Consider the following 14,998-nt stretch of genomic DNA (forward strand, 5'->3'; position numbering starts at 1 on the left):
TGAAACAACACCGGCGCACGCGGCTGTTGCCTAGGACTGCGCGCGGCGTCGCACGAGGACGGCGGCCGGCACAGCGCCCACCGTGCCCAGCGCGGTCCAGAACACGAGCTTGCTCATCGGCCCGTTGACGGTGCGCAGTTCCCCGTCGTCGTGCCGGCAGAACGAATCCGGCGGGAAGTAGCGCGAAACCGGGGTGCCGGCGCCGTGGCAGGGCGAGGTATCCGGGAACAGGAAGGGTTGCGCATGCTGCGAGAGGTGCCAGCCGACGATCACCGTCAGCCACCCGGCCGTCAGGAACAGCGCCAGCAGCCAGGCCGGGATGTGCACACGGCGCCCGAGCAGCCACAGGCCGAGCGACGGCAGGACGAACAGACCGAGCAGCGCGGGCCATATCAGCAGCATGCGCCCAGTACAGCACCGTTCACCGGTACGCCCTGCCCTGCACGTCTCTCAGTGCACCGGCTGCCCCTTGCCGAGCGCGATCACCCCGGCCTTCGACACCGTGTACAGCTCCGCGTCCCGGCCCGGATTGACGCCGATGGTCGCGCCGACCGGGACCTCGACGTTCTTGTCGAGGACGGCGCCGCGCACCACCGCTCCCCTGCCGACCCGGACGTTGTCGTGCAGGACCGAGCCCTGGACGACCGCGCCGTCCTCGACGACGACGCCCGGTGACAGCACGGAGCGGGTGACCTGGCCGCGGATGACACAGCCGGGGCTGACGATGGACTCACTCGCGATGCCGCCCGCGCAGAACTTGGCGGGCGGCAGCTGACCGGGGTGGGTGTAGATCGGCCAGCGCCGGTTGTCGAGATTGAAGACCGGGGTGTCGGAGATGAGGTCCATGTGGGCCTCGTAGTAGGCGTCGAGGGTGCCGACGTCGCGCCAGTAGCCATGGTCGCGGTCCGTCTCCCCCGGCACGTGGTTGCCGTCGAAGTCGTAGAGCTGGGCGACGCCGCGCTCGGTGAGCATCGGGACGATCGAACCACCCATGTCGTGCGCGGAGTTGTCGTCCTCGGCGTCCGTCTGGAGCGCGTCGACGAGAACCTTCGTGGTGAACAGGTAGTTGCCCATCGACGCGAACACCTGGTTCGGGGTGCCGGGCAGCGCCGGCGGGTCGGTGGGCTTCTCCAGGAACGCGTCGATGCGCGTGCCGTCGCGGGCCGGGGTGATGATCCCGAACGAGGACGCCTCCGCGCGCGGCACCCGGATGCCCGCGACCGTGACGCCCGCGCCCGACTCCATGTGCTGGGCGAGCATCTGGCGCGGATCCATCCGGTACACGTGGTCGGCGCCGAACACCGCGATGTAGTCCGGCTGTTCGTCGTGGACGAGGTTGAGGGACTGCAGGATCGCGTCGGCGCTGCCCGAGAACCAGCGCGGGCCGAGCCGCTGCTGGGCCGGGACCGGGGTGACGTAGTTGCCGAGCAGGCTCGACATCCGCCACGTCGTCGTGACGTGCCGGTCCAGCGAGTGCGACTTGTACTGCGTCAGGACGCAGATGCGCAGGATGTCGCCGTTGACGAGGTTCGACAGGACGAAGTCGACCAGGCGGTAGGTGCCGCCGAAGGTCACCGCTGGTTTCGCCCGGTCCGCGGTGAGCGGCATCAGGCGTTTGCCCGCACCGCCCGCCAGTACGATTCCGAGCACCGAAGGTCCGCCGCGCATACCAACCCCCCTGTGATTCAGATACCGCTGAGGATCTCCTCGTACAGGTCGACCGTGCGCCGGGCGATCGCGTCCCAGCCGAATTCGGCCGCCGCCCGCTCCCGGCCCGCCTCTCCCATCGCCCGCGCCGTCCCGGGATCCGCGACGACCCGGTTCACGGCGTCCGCGAGCCCCGCCTCGAAGGCGGCCGGGTCCTGCTCCGCGTACGGGACGAGCAGCCCGGTCTCGCCGTCGGCCACCACCTCCGGGATGCCGCCGACCTTCGAGGCGACCACCGCGGTGCCGCAGGCCATCGCCTCCAGGTTGACGATGCCGAGCGGCTCGTACACGGAGGGGCAGACGAACACCGAGGCGTGGGTGAGCAGTTGGATGACCTCGGTGCGCGGCAGCATGGAAGGGATCCAGCGCACGCCGTCGCGCGACGTCCGCAAGCCCTCGACCAGCTCGCGGAACTCGCGGCCGATCTCCGGGGTGTCGGGCGCGCCCGCGCACAGCACGAGTTGGACGTCCTTGGCCAGCCCCTGTGCCGCGCGCAGCAGATGCGGCACGCCCTTCTGGCGGGTGATGCGGCCGACGAACAGGACGTAGGGGCGCTCGGGGTCGATGTCGTAGCGGCGCAGCACGTCCGTGCCGATGTCGGCGTGGTAGAGCGAGACGTCGATGCCGTTGTGCACGACGCGGACCTTCTTCGGCTCCAGCGCCGGATAGCAGGCGAGGATGTCCTTGCGCATCGCGTGCGACACGGCGATCACGCCGTCCGCCGCCTCGATCGCCGTGCGCTCCGCCCACGCCGACAGCGCGTAGCCGCCGCCCAGCTGCTCCGCCTTCCAGGGGCGCAGCGGCTCCAGCGAGTGCGCGGTCATCACGTGCGGTATCCCCAGGTGAAGTGCCGCGAGATGCCCGGCCAGGTTCGTGTACCAGGTGTGCGAGTGGGCGATCTCGCGGCCTTCCAGGGCCGCCGCGATGGAGAGGTCCACGGAGAGGGTGCGCAGCGCGTCGTTCGCCCCGTCGAGCGCGGGCCAGGCCCGGTGCCGGCGCACGTCGTCGGACGTGCCCTCTCCCCACGTGTGCACAGCGAGGTCCACGAGGGGGCGCAGTTCGCGCGCCAGGAACTCGACGTGCACTCCGGCGCCGCCGTAGACATCCGGCGGATACTCCCTGGTCAGCAGTCCCACACGCACGCGCGGCCCCCGTATTCGTCGGTCGGCGTCACTCGCTCCGGATCGCTGTTCGAAAGCGCACCTCATGGTCACCCATGGACGGCCCGTGCGGAAGGGCGCGAACGGGGCCTGCTGCGCGAGTCTCCCGCGTGTCCCCGGGGCACCCGCCCCGGGGATGAATCAGGATGCGTCCTACTCCAACGGGAGTAGGACGCAATGAGTGCTCAGGTCGGACGACGCCAAGGGGCGGAAAGAGCGATCGTGGAGGTATGAGAAGCGACCGTGCGCCACGCCGCACCTTCAGAGGCGCCACATGAGCGACCTGGTGCTTTCCGTGCTGCTCTCGCTCGTCTCCGCCGTCGCGTACGCGGGCGGGGCCATCGTGCAGGAGCGCGTGGCCGCGACGTCCCCCGCCACGGCGTACGCCCCCTTGCGCAGGCCCGCGTGGTGGGGTGCGGGGTGCCTGAACGGCCTGGGCGCGCTGCTGCACGTCGTGGCGCTCGCCTTCGGCCCGCTCAGCGTCGTGCAGCCGCTGGGCGCCCTGACGATCGTGCTGGCGCTGCCGATGTCGGCGCTCCTGGTGGGGCGCAGGTCCGGGGCGACGGCCTGGCGCGGGGCGATCATGGCGACGGTGGGGCTCGCGGGGCTGCTCGCGCTGACCGGGGCCACCACCGAGCAGTCCCTCGACGGGCCGCAGCGCCTGGTCGTCGGCCTGGTCACGGCGGGCGGCGTGCTGGCCCTGATGTCGTCGGCCCGCGTGGCGCACCGGCACCCCGTGGTGCGCGCGGTGCTGCTCGCGGTGGCGGCCGGCGGCGCGTTCGGCATGGCGTCGGTGTTCACGAAGTCCGTGACCGAGGACTGGACGGGGCAGCCGCTGGAGCAGCTCGCCACGCTGCTCGCCATCGCGGGCCTCGCCCTGACCGGGATGCTGCTGTCGCAGGCCTCCTACCGGGGCGCCGGGCTCGCCGCGCCGCTGGCGACGGCGACCGTCGTGAACCCCGTGGTGGCGGCGACCGTCGGCATCACCATGTTCGGCGAATCGTTCAGGTACGGCACGATCGGCACGGTGCTCGCGCTCGGCTGCAGCGTCGTCGCGGCGGGCGGGCTGATCCTGCTGACGACGGAGCGCATCGGCCGCGGCCGCCGCGTGGGCGCCTCGGTCGTCAGGCAGGCGGTGACGCCCGCGATCGCGCCAGTGGTGCCGGACAGCCCGGCCGGCCTGGACTGCGTGCCGCTGCCGCCGCGCACGCCGGACCCCCGGCAGAAGCCGCCTGCCGGGGGCTGGACCGCGGAGGACGTCAGATCCTGACGCCGCGCGCCCGCAGATACGCCAGCGGGTCCACGTCACTGCCGAAACCGGGCCCGGTCCGCACCTCGAAGTGCAGATGCGGGCCCGTGCTGTTGCCGGTGGAGCCGGAGCGGGCGATGCGCTGCCCCGCCACCACCCGCTGCCCGCTCTTCACGGACAGTGCCGACAGGTGCCCGTACTGGCTGTACTTGCCGTCGGCGTGCCGGAGCACCACTTCGTAGCCGTACGAGCCGCCCCAGCCCGCAGAAACCACCTGACCTGCGGCGACGGCCTTCACGGAGGTCCCCGTCGGCACCGCGAAGTCGACGCCCGTGTGGTACCCCTTCGACCAGGATGAACCGGCGGCGCGGTACGGGGTGCCGAGGGAGGCGGCGACGGGGGCGACGACGTGGTGCGTGGTGGCCTTCGCGGTGCCGGACTTCTTGGTCACCGGCTTCTCGGCGACGGACTTCTTGGTCACGGGCTTCTTGGCGGCGGGCTTCGTGGCCTTCTTCGCGGCCTGCGGCTTGCCGGAAAGGTCGAGGCGCTGCCCGGGCGTGATCAGGTCCGGGTCGGAGCCGATCGTCGCGCGGTTCGCCGCGTACAGCGCGCGCCAGCCGCCCTTCACGGACCGCTCGTCGGCGATCCCGGACAGGGAGTCCCCGCTGACCACCCGGTACATCCGGGCACTTCCCGCCCGCGACTGCGGCGTGGACTGCGGCCGGACGTCGGGCATCGCGGTGGTGACGGTGCGGCTGAGGCCCGCGCGCTGCGAGCACACCGGCCAGGCGCCTGGCCCCTGGCCCTTGAGCACCTTCTCCGCAACGGCGATCTGCTGGTCCCTGGTGGCGAGGTCGGCGCGCGCCGCGAACGCGGTGCCGCCGTACGCGGCCCAGGTGGAGCGGGTGAACTGGAGCCCGCCGAAGAACCCGTTGCCGCTGTTGATGCTCCAGTTCCCGGAGGACTCGCACGCGGCCACCTTGGTCCACGTGTGCGCGTCCGCCGCCTGCGCCGAGCCGGCGCCGATGATCGGGATCGCCATGCCGACGCCGCCCACCGTCACGGTGAGCGACGCCCGGTTGACCCGACTGGGCTGATACCGGCGGTGCCGGCCGCGTAACGCCATGAATGCTCCCTAGGCCAGACGTAGGAGCGGCAAATTAGCCGCTTCCACGCGGACCGACAAGAGTGTCCCGGGCCACCTTGGCGGGATTCAGTCCCTCAAGTGCCCTGGAATCCACCGCAGTTGCGCCGCCTGCTGGAAAGGGCCGCCGCCCTCGTGGTCGTTGAAGGAGTACACCTCGATGGACTTCTCGGCGCCCGCCCAGTGGTTGTACGCGGCGAAGACCGTGGACGGCGGGCAGGTCAGGTCCTCCAGGGCGGCGGAGAACAGGGTCGGCGCCGTGGCGCGCGCCGCGAAGTTCATGCCGTCGAAGTAGGACAGCGTGCGGAAGGCACGCTCGTCCTCGCCGATGTGCGCCTTGAGGTACAGGGCGATCTCGCGGTACGGGTGACGCTCGGTGAGCGTGGCCGCGCGCCGGAAGTCGCACAGGAACGGCACGTCGGGGGCGGCCGCCTTCAGTCCGGGCACGAGGCCCGCCACGGCGATGGTGATGCCGCCGCCCTGGCTGCCGCCGGTCACGGCGACCCGCGAGGCGTCGACGAGCGGGTGCGCGCGGGCCGCTTCGACGGCGCGCACGGCGTCGGTGTAGACGCGGCGGTAGTAGTACTCGTGCGGGTCCTGGATGCCCTTCGTCATGAAGCCCGGCTGGGACGGCGTGGAGCCGACCGGGTCGGGGGTGTCGCCGACGCTGCCGCCGCTGCCCTGTCCGCGGGTGTCCATCACGAAGTGCGCGAACCCGGCCGACGCCCAGCGCAGGTGGGTGTGCGGGAGGCCGCGCCCGCCCCCGTAGCCGATGTACTCCACGACGGCCGGAAGCGGCTCGTGCGTGCCCGCCGGAAGGATCAGCCAGCCCTTCACGGGATGCCCGCCGAAGCCCGCGTACGTAACGTCGAATACGTCCACCGCCGTGTACGGGACGTCGACGCGCTCGAAGCGCGCGTCGAGGTCGTGCTCCGCGGCCTCGGCGAGGGTCTTCTCCCAGAAGGAGTCGAAGTCGTCGGGGGCCGTCAACTCCGGCTGATACGTACGCAACGCGTCGAGCGACAGGTCGAAATGAGGCACGCAAGGCTCCAAATTCGTAGAGAGTCCACGGTGGGTCCAAGGTGGGGGGACAGTTCGTCAACCTAACGCGTAGCCTCCCGAAACTGAACAAGATCTTTCATCTTCCGCAGACAGAAGCGACAGGAGCGACAGGCATGAGCACAACAGCCCAGATCGGCGTCACGGGGCTTGCTGTCATGGGGCGCAATCTCGCCCGGAACTTCGCCCGCAACGGTTACACCGTCGCCCTCCACAACCGCACGGCAGCCCGCACGCACGCGCTGATCGAGGAGTTCGGCGAGGAGGGCATCTTCGTGCCGACCGAGACGGCCGAGGAGTTCGTGGCCGCGCTCGAACGGCCGCGGCGACTGGTGATCATGGTGAAGGCGGGTGACCCCACCGACGCGGTGATCAAGGAGTTCGCGCCACTCATGGAGCCCGGCGACATGATCATCGACGGCGGCAACGCGCACTTCGCGGACACCAGGCGCCGCGAGAAGGAGCTGCGCGAGCAGGGCATCCACTTCGTCGGCACCGGCGTCTCCGGCGGCGAGGAGGGCGCGCTGCACGGGCCGAGCATCATGCCCGGCGGCAGCGTCGAGTCCTACGCCTCGCTCGGCCCGATGCTGGAGAAGATCTCCGCGAAGGCGAAGGACGGCGCGCCCTGCGTGACGCACGTCGGCCCCGACGGGGCGGGCCACTTCGTGAAGATGGTGCACAACGGCATCGAGTACGCCGACATGCAACTCATCGGCGAGGCCTACCAGTTGCTGCGCGATGTGGCCGGGTACTCCCCCGCGCAGATCGCCGACATCTTCCGCAGGTGGAACACCGGCCGCCTCGACTCCTACCTGATCGAGATCACGGCCGAGGTCCTCTCCCACGTGGACGCCGCAACCGGCAAGCCCTTCGTGGACGTCGTCCAGGACCAGGCCGAGCAGAAGGGCACCGGACGCTGGACGGTGCAGATCGCGCTCGACCTGGGCGTTCCGGTGTCCGGCATCGCGGAGGCGGTCTTCGCGCGCTCCCTGTCCGGGCACGCGGATCTGCGCGACGCGTCGCAGGGACTCGCGGGCCCGAAGGCCGTGACGCTCGGCGAGTCGGAGGCCGCCGCCTTCGCCGACAAGGTCGAACAGGCCCTGTACGCCTCGAAGATCGTGTCGTACACCCAGGGCTTCCACGAGATCGCCGCGGGCAGCGAGCAGTACGACTGGAACATCGACTCGGGCGCGGTGGCCCGGATCTGGCGCGGCGGCTGCATCATCCGCGCCGCGTTCCTCGACCGGATCACGGCGGCGTACGAGGCCGAGCCGAACCTCGTCTCCCTGCTTCAGGACAAGAGCTTCGCCGACGAGATCGCCGCGGCGCAGGACGACTGGCGTTCCGTCCTGGTCGCGGCGACCACGCAGGGCGTGCCCACGCCGGGCTTCGCCGCGGCGCTGGCCTACTACGACGCGCTGCGCGCCCAGCGCCTGCCGGCCGCGCTCACGCAGGGCCAGCGGGACTTCTTCGGCGCGCACACGTACCGCAGGGTCGACCGGGACGGCTCGTTCCACACGCTGTGGGGCGGTGACCGCTCCGAGGTCGACGCGTAGCTTCCCCTAAGCGGGTGACGGCTCGGGCTCCGGTGGATGCGGGTCGGGGTCCGGGTCCGGCAGCGGCGGCGTCGGGGACGGCGAGGGCCGTGGCGTGGGCTCGGGCACCGGCGTCGGGAACGGGTCCGGCATCGGGCCGGGGTCCGGCCGGTCGGGCCCCGGCCCGGGTCCGGGCGTCGGGGTCGGCGGGACGGGATCGGGGAACGGTTGGGTCATCGTTGTGCCTCCAGCGGTTCGGAGGGGTCCTCTCCACTGTCTCCCGGCTCGCGTGCCCACGCCCGGCGAGTCCACGCCTACGAACCGTCGCGCGGCCAACGGTCAGTCGGTGCGGCTCAGCCGTACGACGGGGATGTCGCGGCTCGTCTTCTTCTGGTAGTCCGCGTACGGCGGGAACAGCTCCACCAGTGAGTCCCACACCCGCGCCTTCTCCTGCGCCGACAGGGTCTCGGCGCGCGCCGTGAACCGCTCGGTGCCCACGCGGAGCCGGACCTCGGGGTTGGCCTGGAGGTTCAGGTACCACTGCGGGTGCTGGTCCGAGCCGCCGTACGAGGCCACGATCAGCTGGTCGTCGCCGTCCGTGCCGTAGATCAGGACGGTGCGCCGCCACTGGCCGCTCTTGCGCCCTTCGTAGTCGAGGAGCAGGCACGGGGCGCCGTGCATGGTGGTGCCCTCGGTGCCGCCGGACTCCTCGTAGGTACGGGCCTGCTCGGCGACCCAGCCGGTGGGGCTGACGACGACGTCGGTGTCGGTCATGCGCGCTGCCTCCTGTTCGGGACTCCTGCTCGGGATTCCTGTCCGTTGCGGACAACTCCCTTAAACCTAATCACTCTTGACGCCCGCGCATTCCGAGGCGGCGGCGGAGAGTCCGGGGCGCGGGCTGGAGAGCACGGGCAGGGTGGTGCGGGTGCGCTCGGTGGCGTCGGTGAGGGAGGCCTGGGCGAGGACGACGACATCGGCGTCGGTGATCCCGTCGACCGCCTCGGCGACGCGCGCGAGGTATCCGTCCCGGTCCCCGGCGAGGAACAGCTCCCAGGCGCCCTCGACGAACACGGTGCGCACGTCCACCGCGCGTCCGGCCCGCGCTGCCTCCTGCGCGACGAGATCCGCCGTCGGCCCGAGGGTGCTGCGCACCGTGGCGACCACGGCGATCCTTCCCCGAGCTCTCAACTGCGTTCGAGCAGGGGAGACCCCATTCCCCTCGGCGACGGCCCGCGCCGCCATCGGCCGGTCGACGCGCAGCACCGGCACGCCGACGTCCGCGGCGAGCCCCTCCGCGACGGCGCCGAGCGTGGAGCATGTGCACAGCACGGCGTCCGCCCCGTCGCCGACGGCCGCCTCCAGCAGCGTACGAACGTCGTCGGTGACGGCCTCGGGCCCCTCGACGCCGGCCCGCACGAGCAGTTCCTCGCGTACGACGTGGCGCAGTTCCAGGCCCGGGTGGTCGGCGTCGCGCAGGGCGTCGAAGACCGGCACGTGGACGGGCGAGGTGTGCACCAGCGTCAGGTTCATGACCGGAACCCTACGCGCAGTGGATCACCACGTGGACGGGTCGGCCTCCAGCGCTGCCTTGGCGGCGAGCAGCAGGTCGGCGGAGGCCTCGGGCGCCTCTCCGGGATGCCGCTCGGCCCACCGCACGACGAAGGGGCACAGCGGCGCCACGGCCAGCGACTCGCGGGCGGCGACGGCGTACAGCTCGCGGGTGAGCGAGCCCGCGATTCCCTTGCCCTCGTGCTCCGGCTCCACGACGGTGTGCACGGGCACGAGGGCGGGCTGGGGCTCGTCGAGCACGAAGTACTGGATGCGGCCGACGACTTCGCCTCCCGAGCGGGCCTGGAGGAGGCCCTTCTCGCGGTCGTCGCGGATCTCGATCTCGCTCATGGCCTCTCCTGCCTCCTGGGTGATCCGGGGGTTCGGCCCGCGGGTACCGCGTGAGGGCCGAGTGTCACATCACCGCAGGGCACGCGCATCGGCGCCCTAGCTCCGACGGTAACCGACGATGATCACGAGGTCGCCCGTACGCACCTGTCGGCGTGACGCCGGACCTCAGCGCGTGGTGGGGCGCGACAGGTAGCGGCCCCCGGGATCGCCCATGACCTTGCCGTCGCCGAAGACCTGCGTGCCGCGCAGGAACGTGGACTCCACGCGTGCGCCGATCTCCAGTCCCTGCAGCGGCGTGTACTCCTGGGCCGAGAGCGAGTCGCCCGCGTCCACGGTCCACGACGTCGACGGGTCGACGAGCACCACGTCGGCGTCGTACCCCTCCGCGATCTGGCCCTTCGTGGGCAGGCCGAAGCGCTGCGCGGGTGTCCAGGCGGTCAGCTCGGCGACCTTCTGCAGCGGCAGACCGTGGTGGGGCGCCGCGCCTGCGAGGCCCGGCAGGAGGTACTCGGTGCCGCCGAACCCGGACTTGGCCTGGAAGACGTCGCTCTTCGGGTCCCCGAACTTCTTCTCCTCCTTGCAGCACGCGTGGTCGCTGACCACCCAGTCGATGTTGCCCGCCACCAGGTGCTCCCACAGCGCGTCCACGTCCTCCTGCGGACGCAGCGGCGGGTTGACCTTGCCGCCGATGCCGGACGCCGTCTCGATGTTGGCGAGCAGGTGCCCGATCGTCACCTCACGGCGGAAGTTGACCTGCGGGAAGGTCTTCGCCATCAGCATCGCCGCCTCGATCGCCTTGCGGGACGACAGGTGCAGCAGGTTGATGTTCGGCAGTTCGGTCTCGGCCGCGAGGTAGCTCGCGATGGTGACCGCGAGTCCCTCCGAGTGCGGCGGGCGCGAGGCGCTGTAGGCGGCGAGTCCGTCCAGCTCGCCCTCCTCCTCGACCAGCCTGGTGTACGCCGTCATGATCTCGGCCGTCTCGCAGTGCAGGGAGAGCGAGATGGCGTCCGCGAGCTCCGGGTGCGCCTCGCGCGCCGCCTGGACGCCGCGCATCACGAACTCGAAGTGCGCCAGGTCGTAGCGCTCGCCGGGCGGGATCATCAGGAAGTCGTTCTGGTCGGCGGAGCGTCCGTGCAGGCCGTGGCTGCCGTAGAACATGAAGATCTTGAACGAGGTGACACCGAAGCGGGCGATCAGCTCGGGGATCTCCTCGATGTGCGACTTCTCCATCGGCGCGAGGTGGAAGCCGTAGTCGACGTGCGAGCGGCCTTCGGCGGCGTCGAGGACCAGCGGGAAGACGTCGTTGTAGCTGCCGCCGCGGTTCATGTAGTACTGCCCGGTCCGCATGTACGTGAGGGCGGTCGTCACGCCGCCCTGGGCGCACGCCTTGCTCTCGGTGACCGTGTCGTCGGACAGCGGGTTGTAGATGCCCCAGTGCTGGTGCGCGTCGACGACTCCGGGGAACGCGAGCAGCCCCTTGCCGTCGACGACCTCGGCCGCCGCGGGCGCCGGGATGTCCGGGGCGATGCGGTGGAAGACACCGTCCTTGATGCCGATGTCCGTGGTGGGGATGTCCGGGGCGTCGTGCTTCACCAGGCGGACGTTCTTGATGAGCAGGTCCAGTTCGGTCATGGTGTCCGTGCCTCTCTCAGTTCTGGGTGATGCCCGTGGTGCCTGTGGAGTCCGTGGAGTCGGTGTCGGTGTCGGTGTCGGTGTCGGTGGACAGTGTCGTCGCCGCCTGCCAGGCGAGGCCGAGCGCAGGCAGCAGGCCGTTGCCCGCGAGGTAGCCGTCCGCGCCGCGCCCTGAGATGCCGTGCGCCACGCCTCCCGCCGCGAAGAGCCCGCCGATCGGGGCCCCTCGGCCGTCGAGGACGCGCGCCCCGCCGTCGACGACGAGGCCGCCCTGGGTGTGGAACAGGGCGGGGATCACCTCGACGGCCGCGAACGGGCCGCGCAGCGGTGCCTCGAAGAACGTCCGGCCGAACCGGTCGCGCCCGGCCGCCCCGGTGGCGAGGGCGATCTGGTCGGACACCGACTCCTGGAGGGCCTTGGGGTCGCATCCGGTGCGCTCGGCGAGCGCGTCCGTGTCGTCGGCCCACACCAGCGCGCCCGCGTCCACCGTCTGCCGGAAGTCGGAGAACGACAGGCACAGGTCGTGGATGCGGCGGTCCAGGACGATCCAGCCGCGTGCTTCCGGCCGGGCGGCGAGGGCGGCGGCGTACTCGGAGTAGCCGGTGGTCTCGTCGCCGAACCGTTCGCCGGACGCGTCGACCATGATCGCGCCGTGCATGACGGTCGCCCAGCCCACCAGCGTCCGCGAGCGGCGCGCGAGGGCCGCGTGGCCCTGGTAGGCGTCCATGAAGGCGGAGCGTGCGCCGTGCCGCAGGCCGATCGCCAGGCCGTCCCCGGTGGAGAACTGTCCGCCGTGGTAATCGGCCGCCGCGATCTCCGGCATGTGCTGCTCTACGAGACCGCGTTGGGCTCCGTAGCCGTTGGTCGCCAGCAGTACGGCCCGGGTCGCGACGGTCTCCCGGTGGCCGCCCGGGTCCTCGACGACCGCGCCCGTGACGCGGCCCTCGGCGTCCCGTTCGACGTCCACCAGACGCGCCGGGATCAGGAGGTCGATCGCGGGTGAGCGGCGCACCCGCTCGTACAGGTGCCGCAGCAGTGCCGAGCCGTGCCGCCCGTCCACGGTGTGCAGCCGGTCGGCGCTGTGGCCGGGGTAGCTGAAGTCGCGCACCAGCTGGAGCGGCACGTCGGCGCCGTCCGCCAGCCATTCCACCAGCGGCGCACTGATCCTCGCGAGGGCGCCCGCGAGGGCCGGGTCCGCGGTGCCGTGGGTCTTCGCGGTGATGTCGGCGAGGAAGCGCTCCGGGCTGTCCTCGACGCCTTCCGCGCGCTGCCAGCGGGAGCCGGCGCCGGGGATCATCGCGGTGGACATGGAGGTGTTGTTGCCGCGCAGGAACTGCTCGTCGGGGTCCACGACGAGCACGCTGAGGCCGGACTCGGCGGCCTTGAGCGCACCGGCGAGTCCACCGCCCGCGCCCGCCACCACGATGTCGACCGCGCCGTCGTCCGCCTGCCCGCCGCTCATGACCGGGCTCCCGCCGCCAGCAGGCGCAGGGCCAGGGCCGCCGGGTCGACGAGTTCCACCGCGTGCGGGGTGGCGGTGTCGACGGCGGAGCAGCCGTTGATCACGGCCCGCACGCCGCGCGCCGCGAAGCCGTCGAGCGCGCCGCGCACGGCGTCGTTCCACCGCCCGGTGTCGGCGATGGCGTCGACGTCCAGGTCGAGCACCGTCACACCGGCGAACCACGGCCCGTACCCGTACGCCTCGATCCGGTCGGCGAGCTCTTCGCCGATCGCGCGATTACGGGTCACCGCGCCGAACGGCCGTCCGGTCGCGACCAGATGGGCCGCGCACAGCCGCAGCATGCCGACGCCCGGGACGTCGGCGCCGTCCGGTGTCAGGGGGACGGCGGGGTCGAGCACGCAGTCCGGCATCCGGTAGTCGAACCCGTCGTCCGGGGCCGTCGTCAGGGCGGCGGTGACCGAGGCGGTCGAGGCCGTGATGTCGTGCGCGGACGCGAGCTCGGAGGGGGCGTCGGCGCCGATCTCCCGCAGGACGCATTCCACGCCGGGCGGCGAGAGCCGCCGGTAGCGGTCCTGGCGTCGCGCCAGTTCGTCGGCGCCCGTCCGGATCGGGGTGACGGACAGGATCTTCATGCGCTGCCTCCTGGTGCTGCGGCCGGACAGGGCGTCGGTGCGGCGAGGGCCCGCAGCGGCGGTCCCACGTCGTCGGTCGTGAACAGGTCGTCGACGGTGTCCCGCAGGCGGTCCACCGCGGCGGGGTCGCCCAGCAGCCCCGCGAGCATCGATGACAGCGTCCGCGCGGTGAACGGGTGGTGGTCGCTGTCGCCGACGGGATGCGGCGCGTCGAGCCGCACGCGCCGGCCGTCGTGCAGGACCGCCGTCAGCCGGGTGGCGCGCTCGTGCGGCAGCCGGCGGGTCAGCTCCGGGTCCTCGGCGACGGTCACCTTGCGGGCCAGCGCGAAGAGTTCGGGCCGGTCGGCCTCGGTCGCGTCCGCGGTGGCCGGGGCCACCGCGCCGTCGAGGAGCGCCGCGGCGACGGCGTACGGGACGGAGAACATGGCCCCCAGGCCGCTGTCCCACGTGGTGCGGTTCAGGGGTGCGGCCAGGGCGTGCGTGTCCACGTGCAACTCGGCCACCGCCGCTGCGAGTTGGTCCTTCTGCCGCCGCTCGCCGAGGTGTTCGTCCCGCAGCCGCAGGGCCAGGTCGGCTGCCGGGTGCGTGTACGAGCACGAGGCGTGCCGCTTGAAGTAGTTGTGCTGGATCTGCCAGTCGTCGCCGAGCCGGTCGGTGAGTGCTTCGGCGTCGAAGGTGCCGAGCAGGGTGCCGAGCGACAGGGCGGCGGTCCCGGTGTTGCTGACCACGCCCGACGCGGCGAGCCGGGCGGCGGCGAGGCCGGACACGGCCGCGGCGCCCATCCAGGCGTCGCGGACGCGATGGCCGTCGAGCGCGGAGTCGAAGTGTCCGGCGACGGGCAGTCCGGCTGCCGTGTCGATGGCGGCGGCGATCCGTTCCGCGGGCAGGCCGAGCAGGATCGCGCAGCCTGCCGCCGCGCCGGTGACGCCCCAGTTGCCGTGCGGGTGGACGCCCCGGTGCAGGGTGGTGGCACGGCCGTGGCGCGCGGCGACCTCGTAGCCCACGAGCAGGGCCCGCGCGGTCAGTTCGCCCGTACAGCCGAGCGAGGCGGCGAGGGCCAGGATCGCGGGGAAGGCATGCCCGGCCGGGTGGCCCTTGGCGTACTTTCCGCCCTCGTCGAGTTCACTGCACACCAGTGCCGTCGCGTTCAGGTACGCGGCGGTGTCCACCTGCGTCAGGACGTCGGCGCCGAACACGGGCGCGTCTCCCGCGGGCTGCGGCCAGGCGGCGCGAATGCGCCGCTGCCCCTCGGTCCGGGCCCCGGCGAGCGTCACCGCGAAGGTGTCGAGCAGGACGAGGGAGAGCCGCTCGCGCACGTCGTCCGGCACGTCGTTCCAGGACAGCCGGGCGGCCCACCGTGCGAGGTCCTCGGTCCGCTCCCGCGCCTCCGCCTTGGGGTCGCGGGCCACTGCCAGATGTTCTTCGGATGGTCCGGCGGGCACCTGCCCACCTCCTTCCCTAGCGTTCCGTTGAGCGGAACACGTTGGCCATTCGATACTTCCAGCGCCCGCCGAAGAAC

General features: G+C 72.0%; 14 protein-coding genes. 2 read left to right on the plus strand and 12 right to left on the minus strand.

Features of this window, described 5'->3' with window-relative positions:
* Window positions 1-30: 30 nt before the first annotated feature.
* From ACY34M_RS24795 to glgA, 3 genes are read right to left on the minus strand one after another with little or no spacing between them, the layout of a single operon-like run.
* Complete coding sequence (locus tag ACY34M_RS24795; RefSeq protein ID WP_462720492.1) at window positions 31-402, minus strand: hypothetical protein; 372 nt, start codon at window positions 400-402, stop codon at window positions 31-33.
* A gap of 48 nt (window positions 403-450) precedes the next feature.
* A complete protein-coding gene (gene glgC, locus ACY34M_RS24800) occupies window positions 451-1,668 on the minus strand; it encodes a glucose-1-phosphate adenylyltransferase (protein WP_462720493.1) in 1,218 nt (405 codons plus the stop codon).
* A 17-nt stretch (window positions 1,669-1,685) separates the two neighbouring features.
* Window positions 1,686-2,843, minus strand: coding sequence for a glycogen synthase (gene glgA, locus ACY34M_RS24805; protein WP_462720663.1), 1,158 nt, complete (start codon window positions 2,841-2,843; stop codon window positions 1,686-1,688).
* 298 nt (window positions 2,844-3,141) lie between these two features.
* Here glgA and ACY34M_RS24810 point away from each other — a divergent pair, with 298 nt between their 5' ends.
* Window positions 3,142-4,137, plus strand: a complete 996-nt coding sequence (locus ACY34M_RS24810) for a DMT family transporter (RefSeq protein ID WP_462720494.1) — start codon at window positions 3,142-3,144, stop codon at window positions 4,135-4,137.
* Here ACY34M_RS24810 and ACY34M_RS24815 read toward each other — a convergent pair.
* Together ACY34M_RS24815 and ACY34M_RS24820 are read right to left on the minus strand one after the other, a co-directional pair.
* Window positions 4,127-5,242 carry a transglycosylase family protein gene (locus tag ACY34M_RS24815; protein ID WP_462720495.1) on the minus strand — a complete coding sequence of 372 codons (1,116 nt, stop codon included), beginning with the start codon at window positions 5,240-5,242 and terminating at the stop codon, window positions 4,127-4,129. The genes ACY34M_RS24810 and ACY34M_RS24815 overlap by 11 nt on opposite strands.
* Window positions 5,243-5,329: 87 nt before the next feature.
* On the minus strand, window positions 5,330-6,301 hold the full coding sequence (locus ACY34M_RS24820) for an acetylxylan esterase (RefSeq protein WP_462720496.1): 972 nt from the start codon (window positions 6,299-6,301) through the stop codon (window positions 5,330-5,332).
* A gap of 134 nt (window positions 6,302-6,435) precedes the next feature.
* Between ACY34M_RS24820 and gndA the strand changes: the two genes are divergently transcribed.
* The gene (gene gndA, locus ACY34M_RS24825; protein ID WP_462720497.1) at window positions 6,436-7,875 is read left to right on the plus strand and encodes an NADP-dependent phosphogluconate dehydrogenase; all 1,440 of its coding nucleotides are present in this window, start codon (window positions 6,436-6,438) and stop codon (window positions 7,873-7,875) included.
* 318 nt (window positions 7,876-8,193) lie between these two features.
* Here gndA and ACY34M_RS24830 read toward each other — a convergent pair whose 3' ends face one another.
* From ACY34M_RS24830 to ACY34M_RS24860, 7 genes are all read right to left on the minus strand, one after another.
* Window positions 8,194-8,628 (minus strand): nitroreductase family deazaflavin-dependent oxidoreductase, encoded by a 435-nt coding sequence (locus ACY34M_RS24830; RefSeq protein WP_462720498.1) that lies wholly within the window; start codon window positions 8,626-8,628, stop codon window positions 8,194-8,196.
* 66 nt (window positions 8,629-8,694) lie between these two features.
* A complete protein-coding gene (locus ACY34M_RS24835) occupies window positions 8,695-9,384 on the minus strand; it encodes an aspartate/glutamate racemase family protein (RefSeq protein WP_462720499.1) in 690 nt (229 codons plus the stop codon).
* 24 nt (window positions 9,385-9,408) lie between these two features.
* On the minus strand, window positions 9,409-9,753 hold the full coding sequence (locus tag ACY34M_RS24840; protein ID WP_462720500.1) for a GNAT family N-acetyltransferase: 345 nt from the start codon (window positions 9,751-9,753) through the stop codon (window positions 9,409-9,411).
* Between the two features lie 165 nt (window positions 9,754-9,918).
* The gene (locus ACY34M_RS24845; RefSeq protein ID WP_462720501.1) at window positions 9,919-11,385 is read right to left on the minus strand and encodes a dihydroorotase; all 1,467 of its coding nucleotides are present in this window, start codon (window positions 11,383-11,385) and stop codon (window positions 9,919-9,921) included.
* 16 nt (window positions 11,386-11,401) lie between these two features.
* Window positions 11,402-12,847: an FAD-dependent oxidoreductase gene (locus tag ACY34M_RS24850; protein WP_462720502.1), complete on the minus strand. Its 1,446-nt coding sequence runs from the start codon at window positions 12,845-12,847 to the stop codon at window positions 11,402-11,404.
* Window positions 12,844-13,479 (minus strand): aspartate/glutamate racemase family protein, encoded by a 636-nt coding sequence (locus tag ACY34M_RS24855; protein ID WP_462720503.1) that lies wholly within the window; start codon window positions 13,477-13,479, stop codon window positions 12,844-12,846. The genes ACY34M_RS24850 and ACY34M_RS24855 overlap by 4 nt, the downstream gene beginning before the upstream one ends.
* Window positions 13,476-14,921, minus strand: a complete 1,446-nt coding sequence (locus ACY34M_RS24860) for an MmgE/PrpD family protein (RefSeq protein WP_462720504.1) — start codon at window positions 14,919-14,921, stop codon at window positions 13,476-13,478. Before ACY34M_RS24860 ends, ACY34M_RS24855 begins: the two co-directional genes overlap by 4 nt.
* Window positions 14,922-14,998: the final 77 nt, after the last annotated feature.

Source organism: Streptomyces sp. EDA2-14, assembly GCF_054963755.1.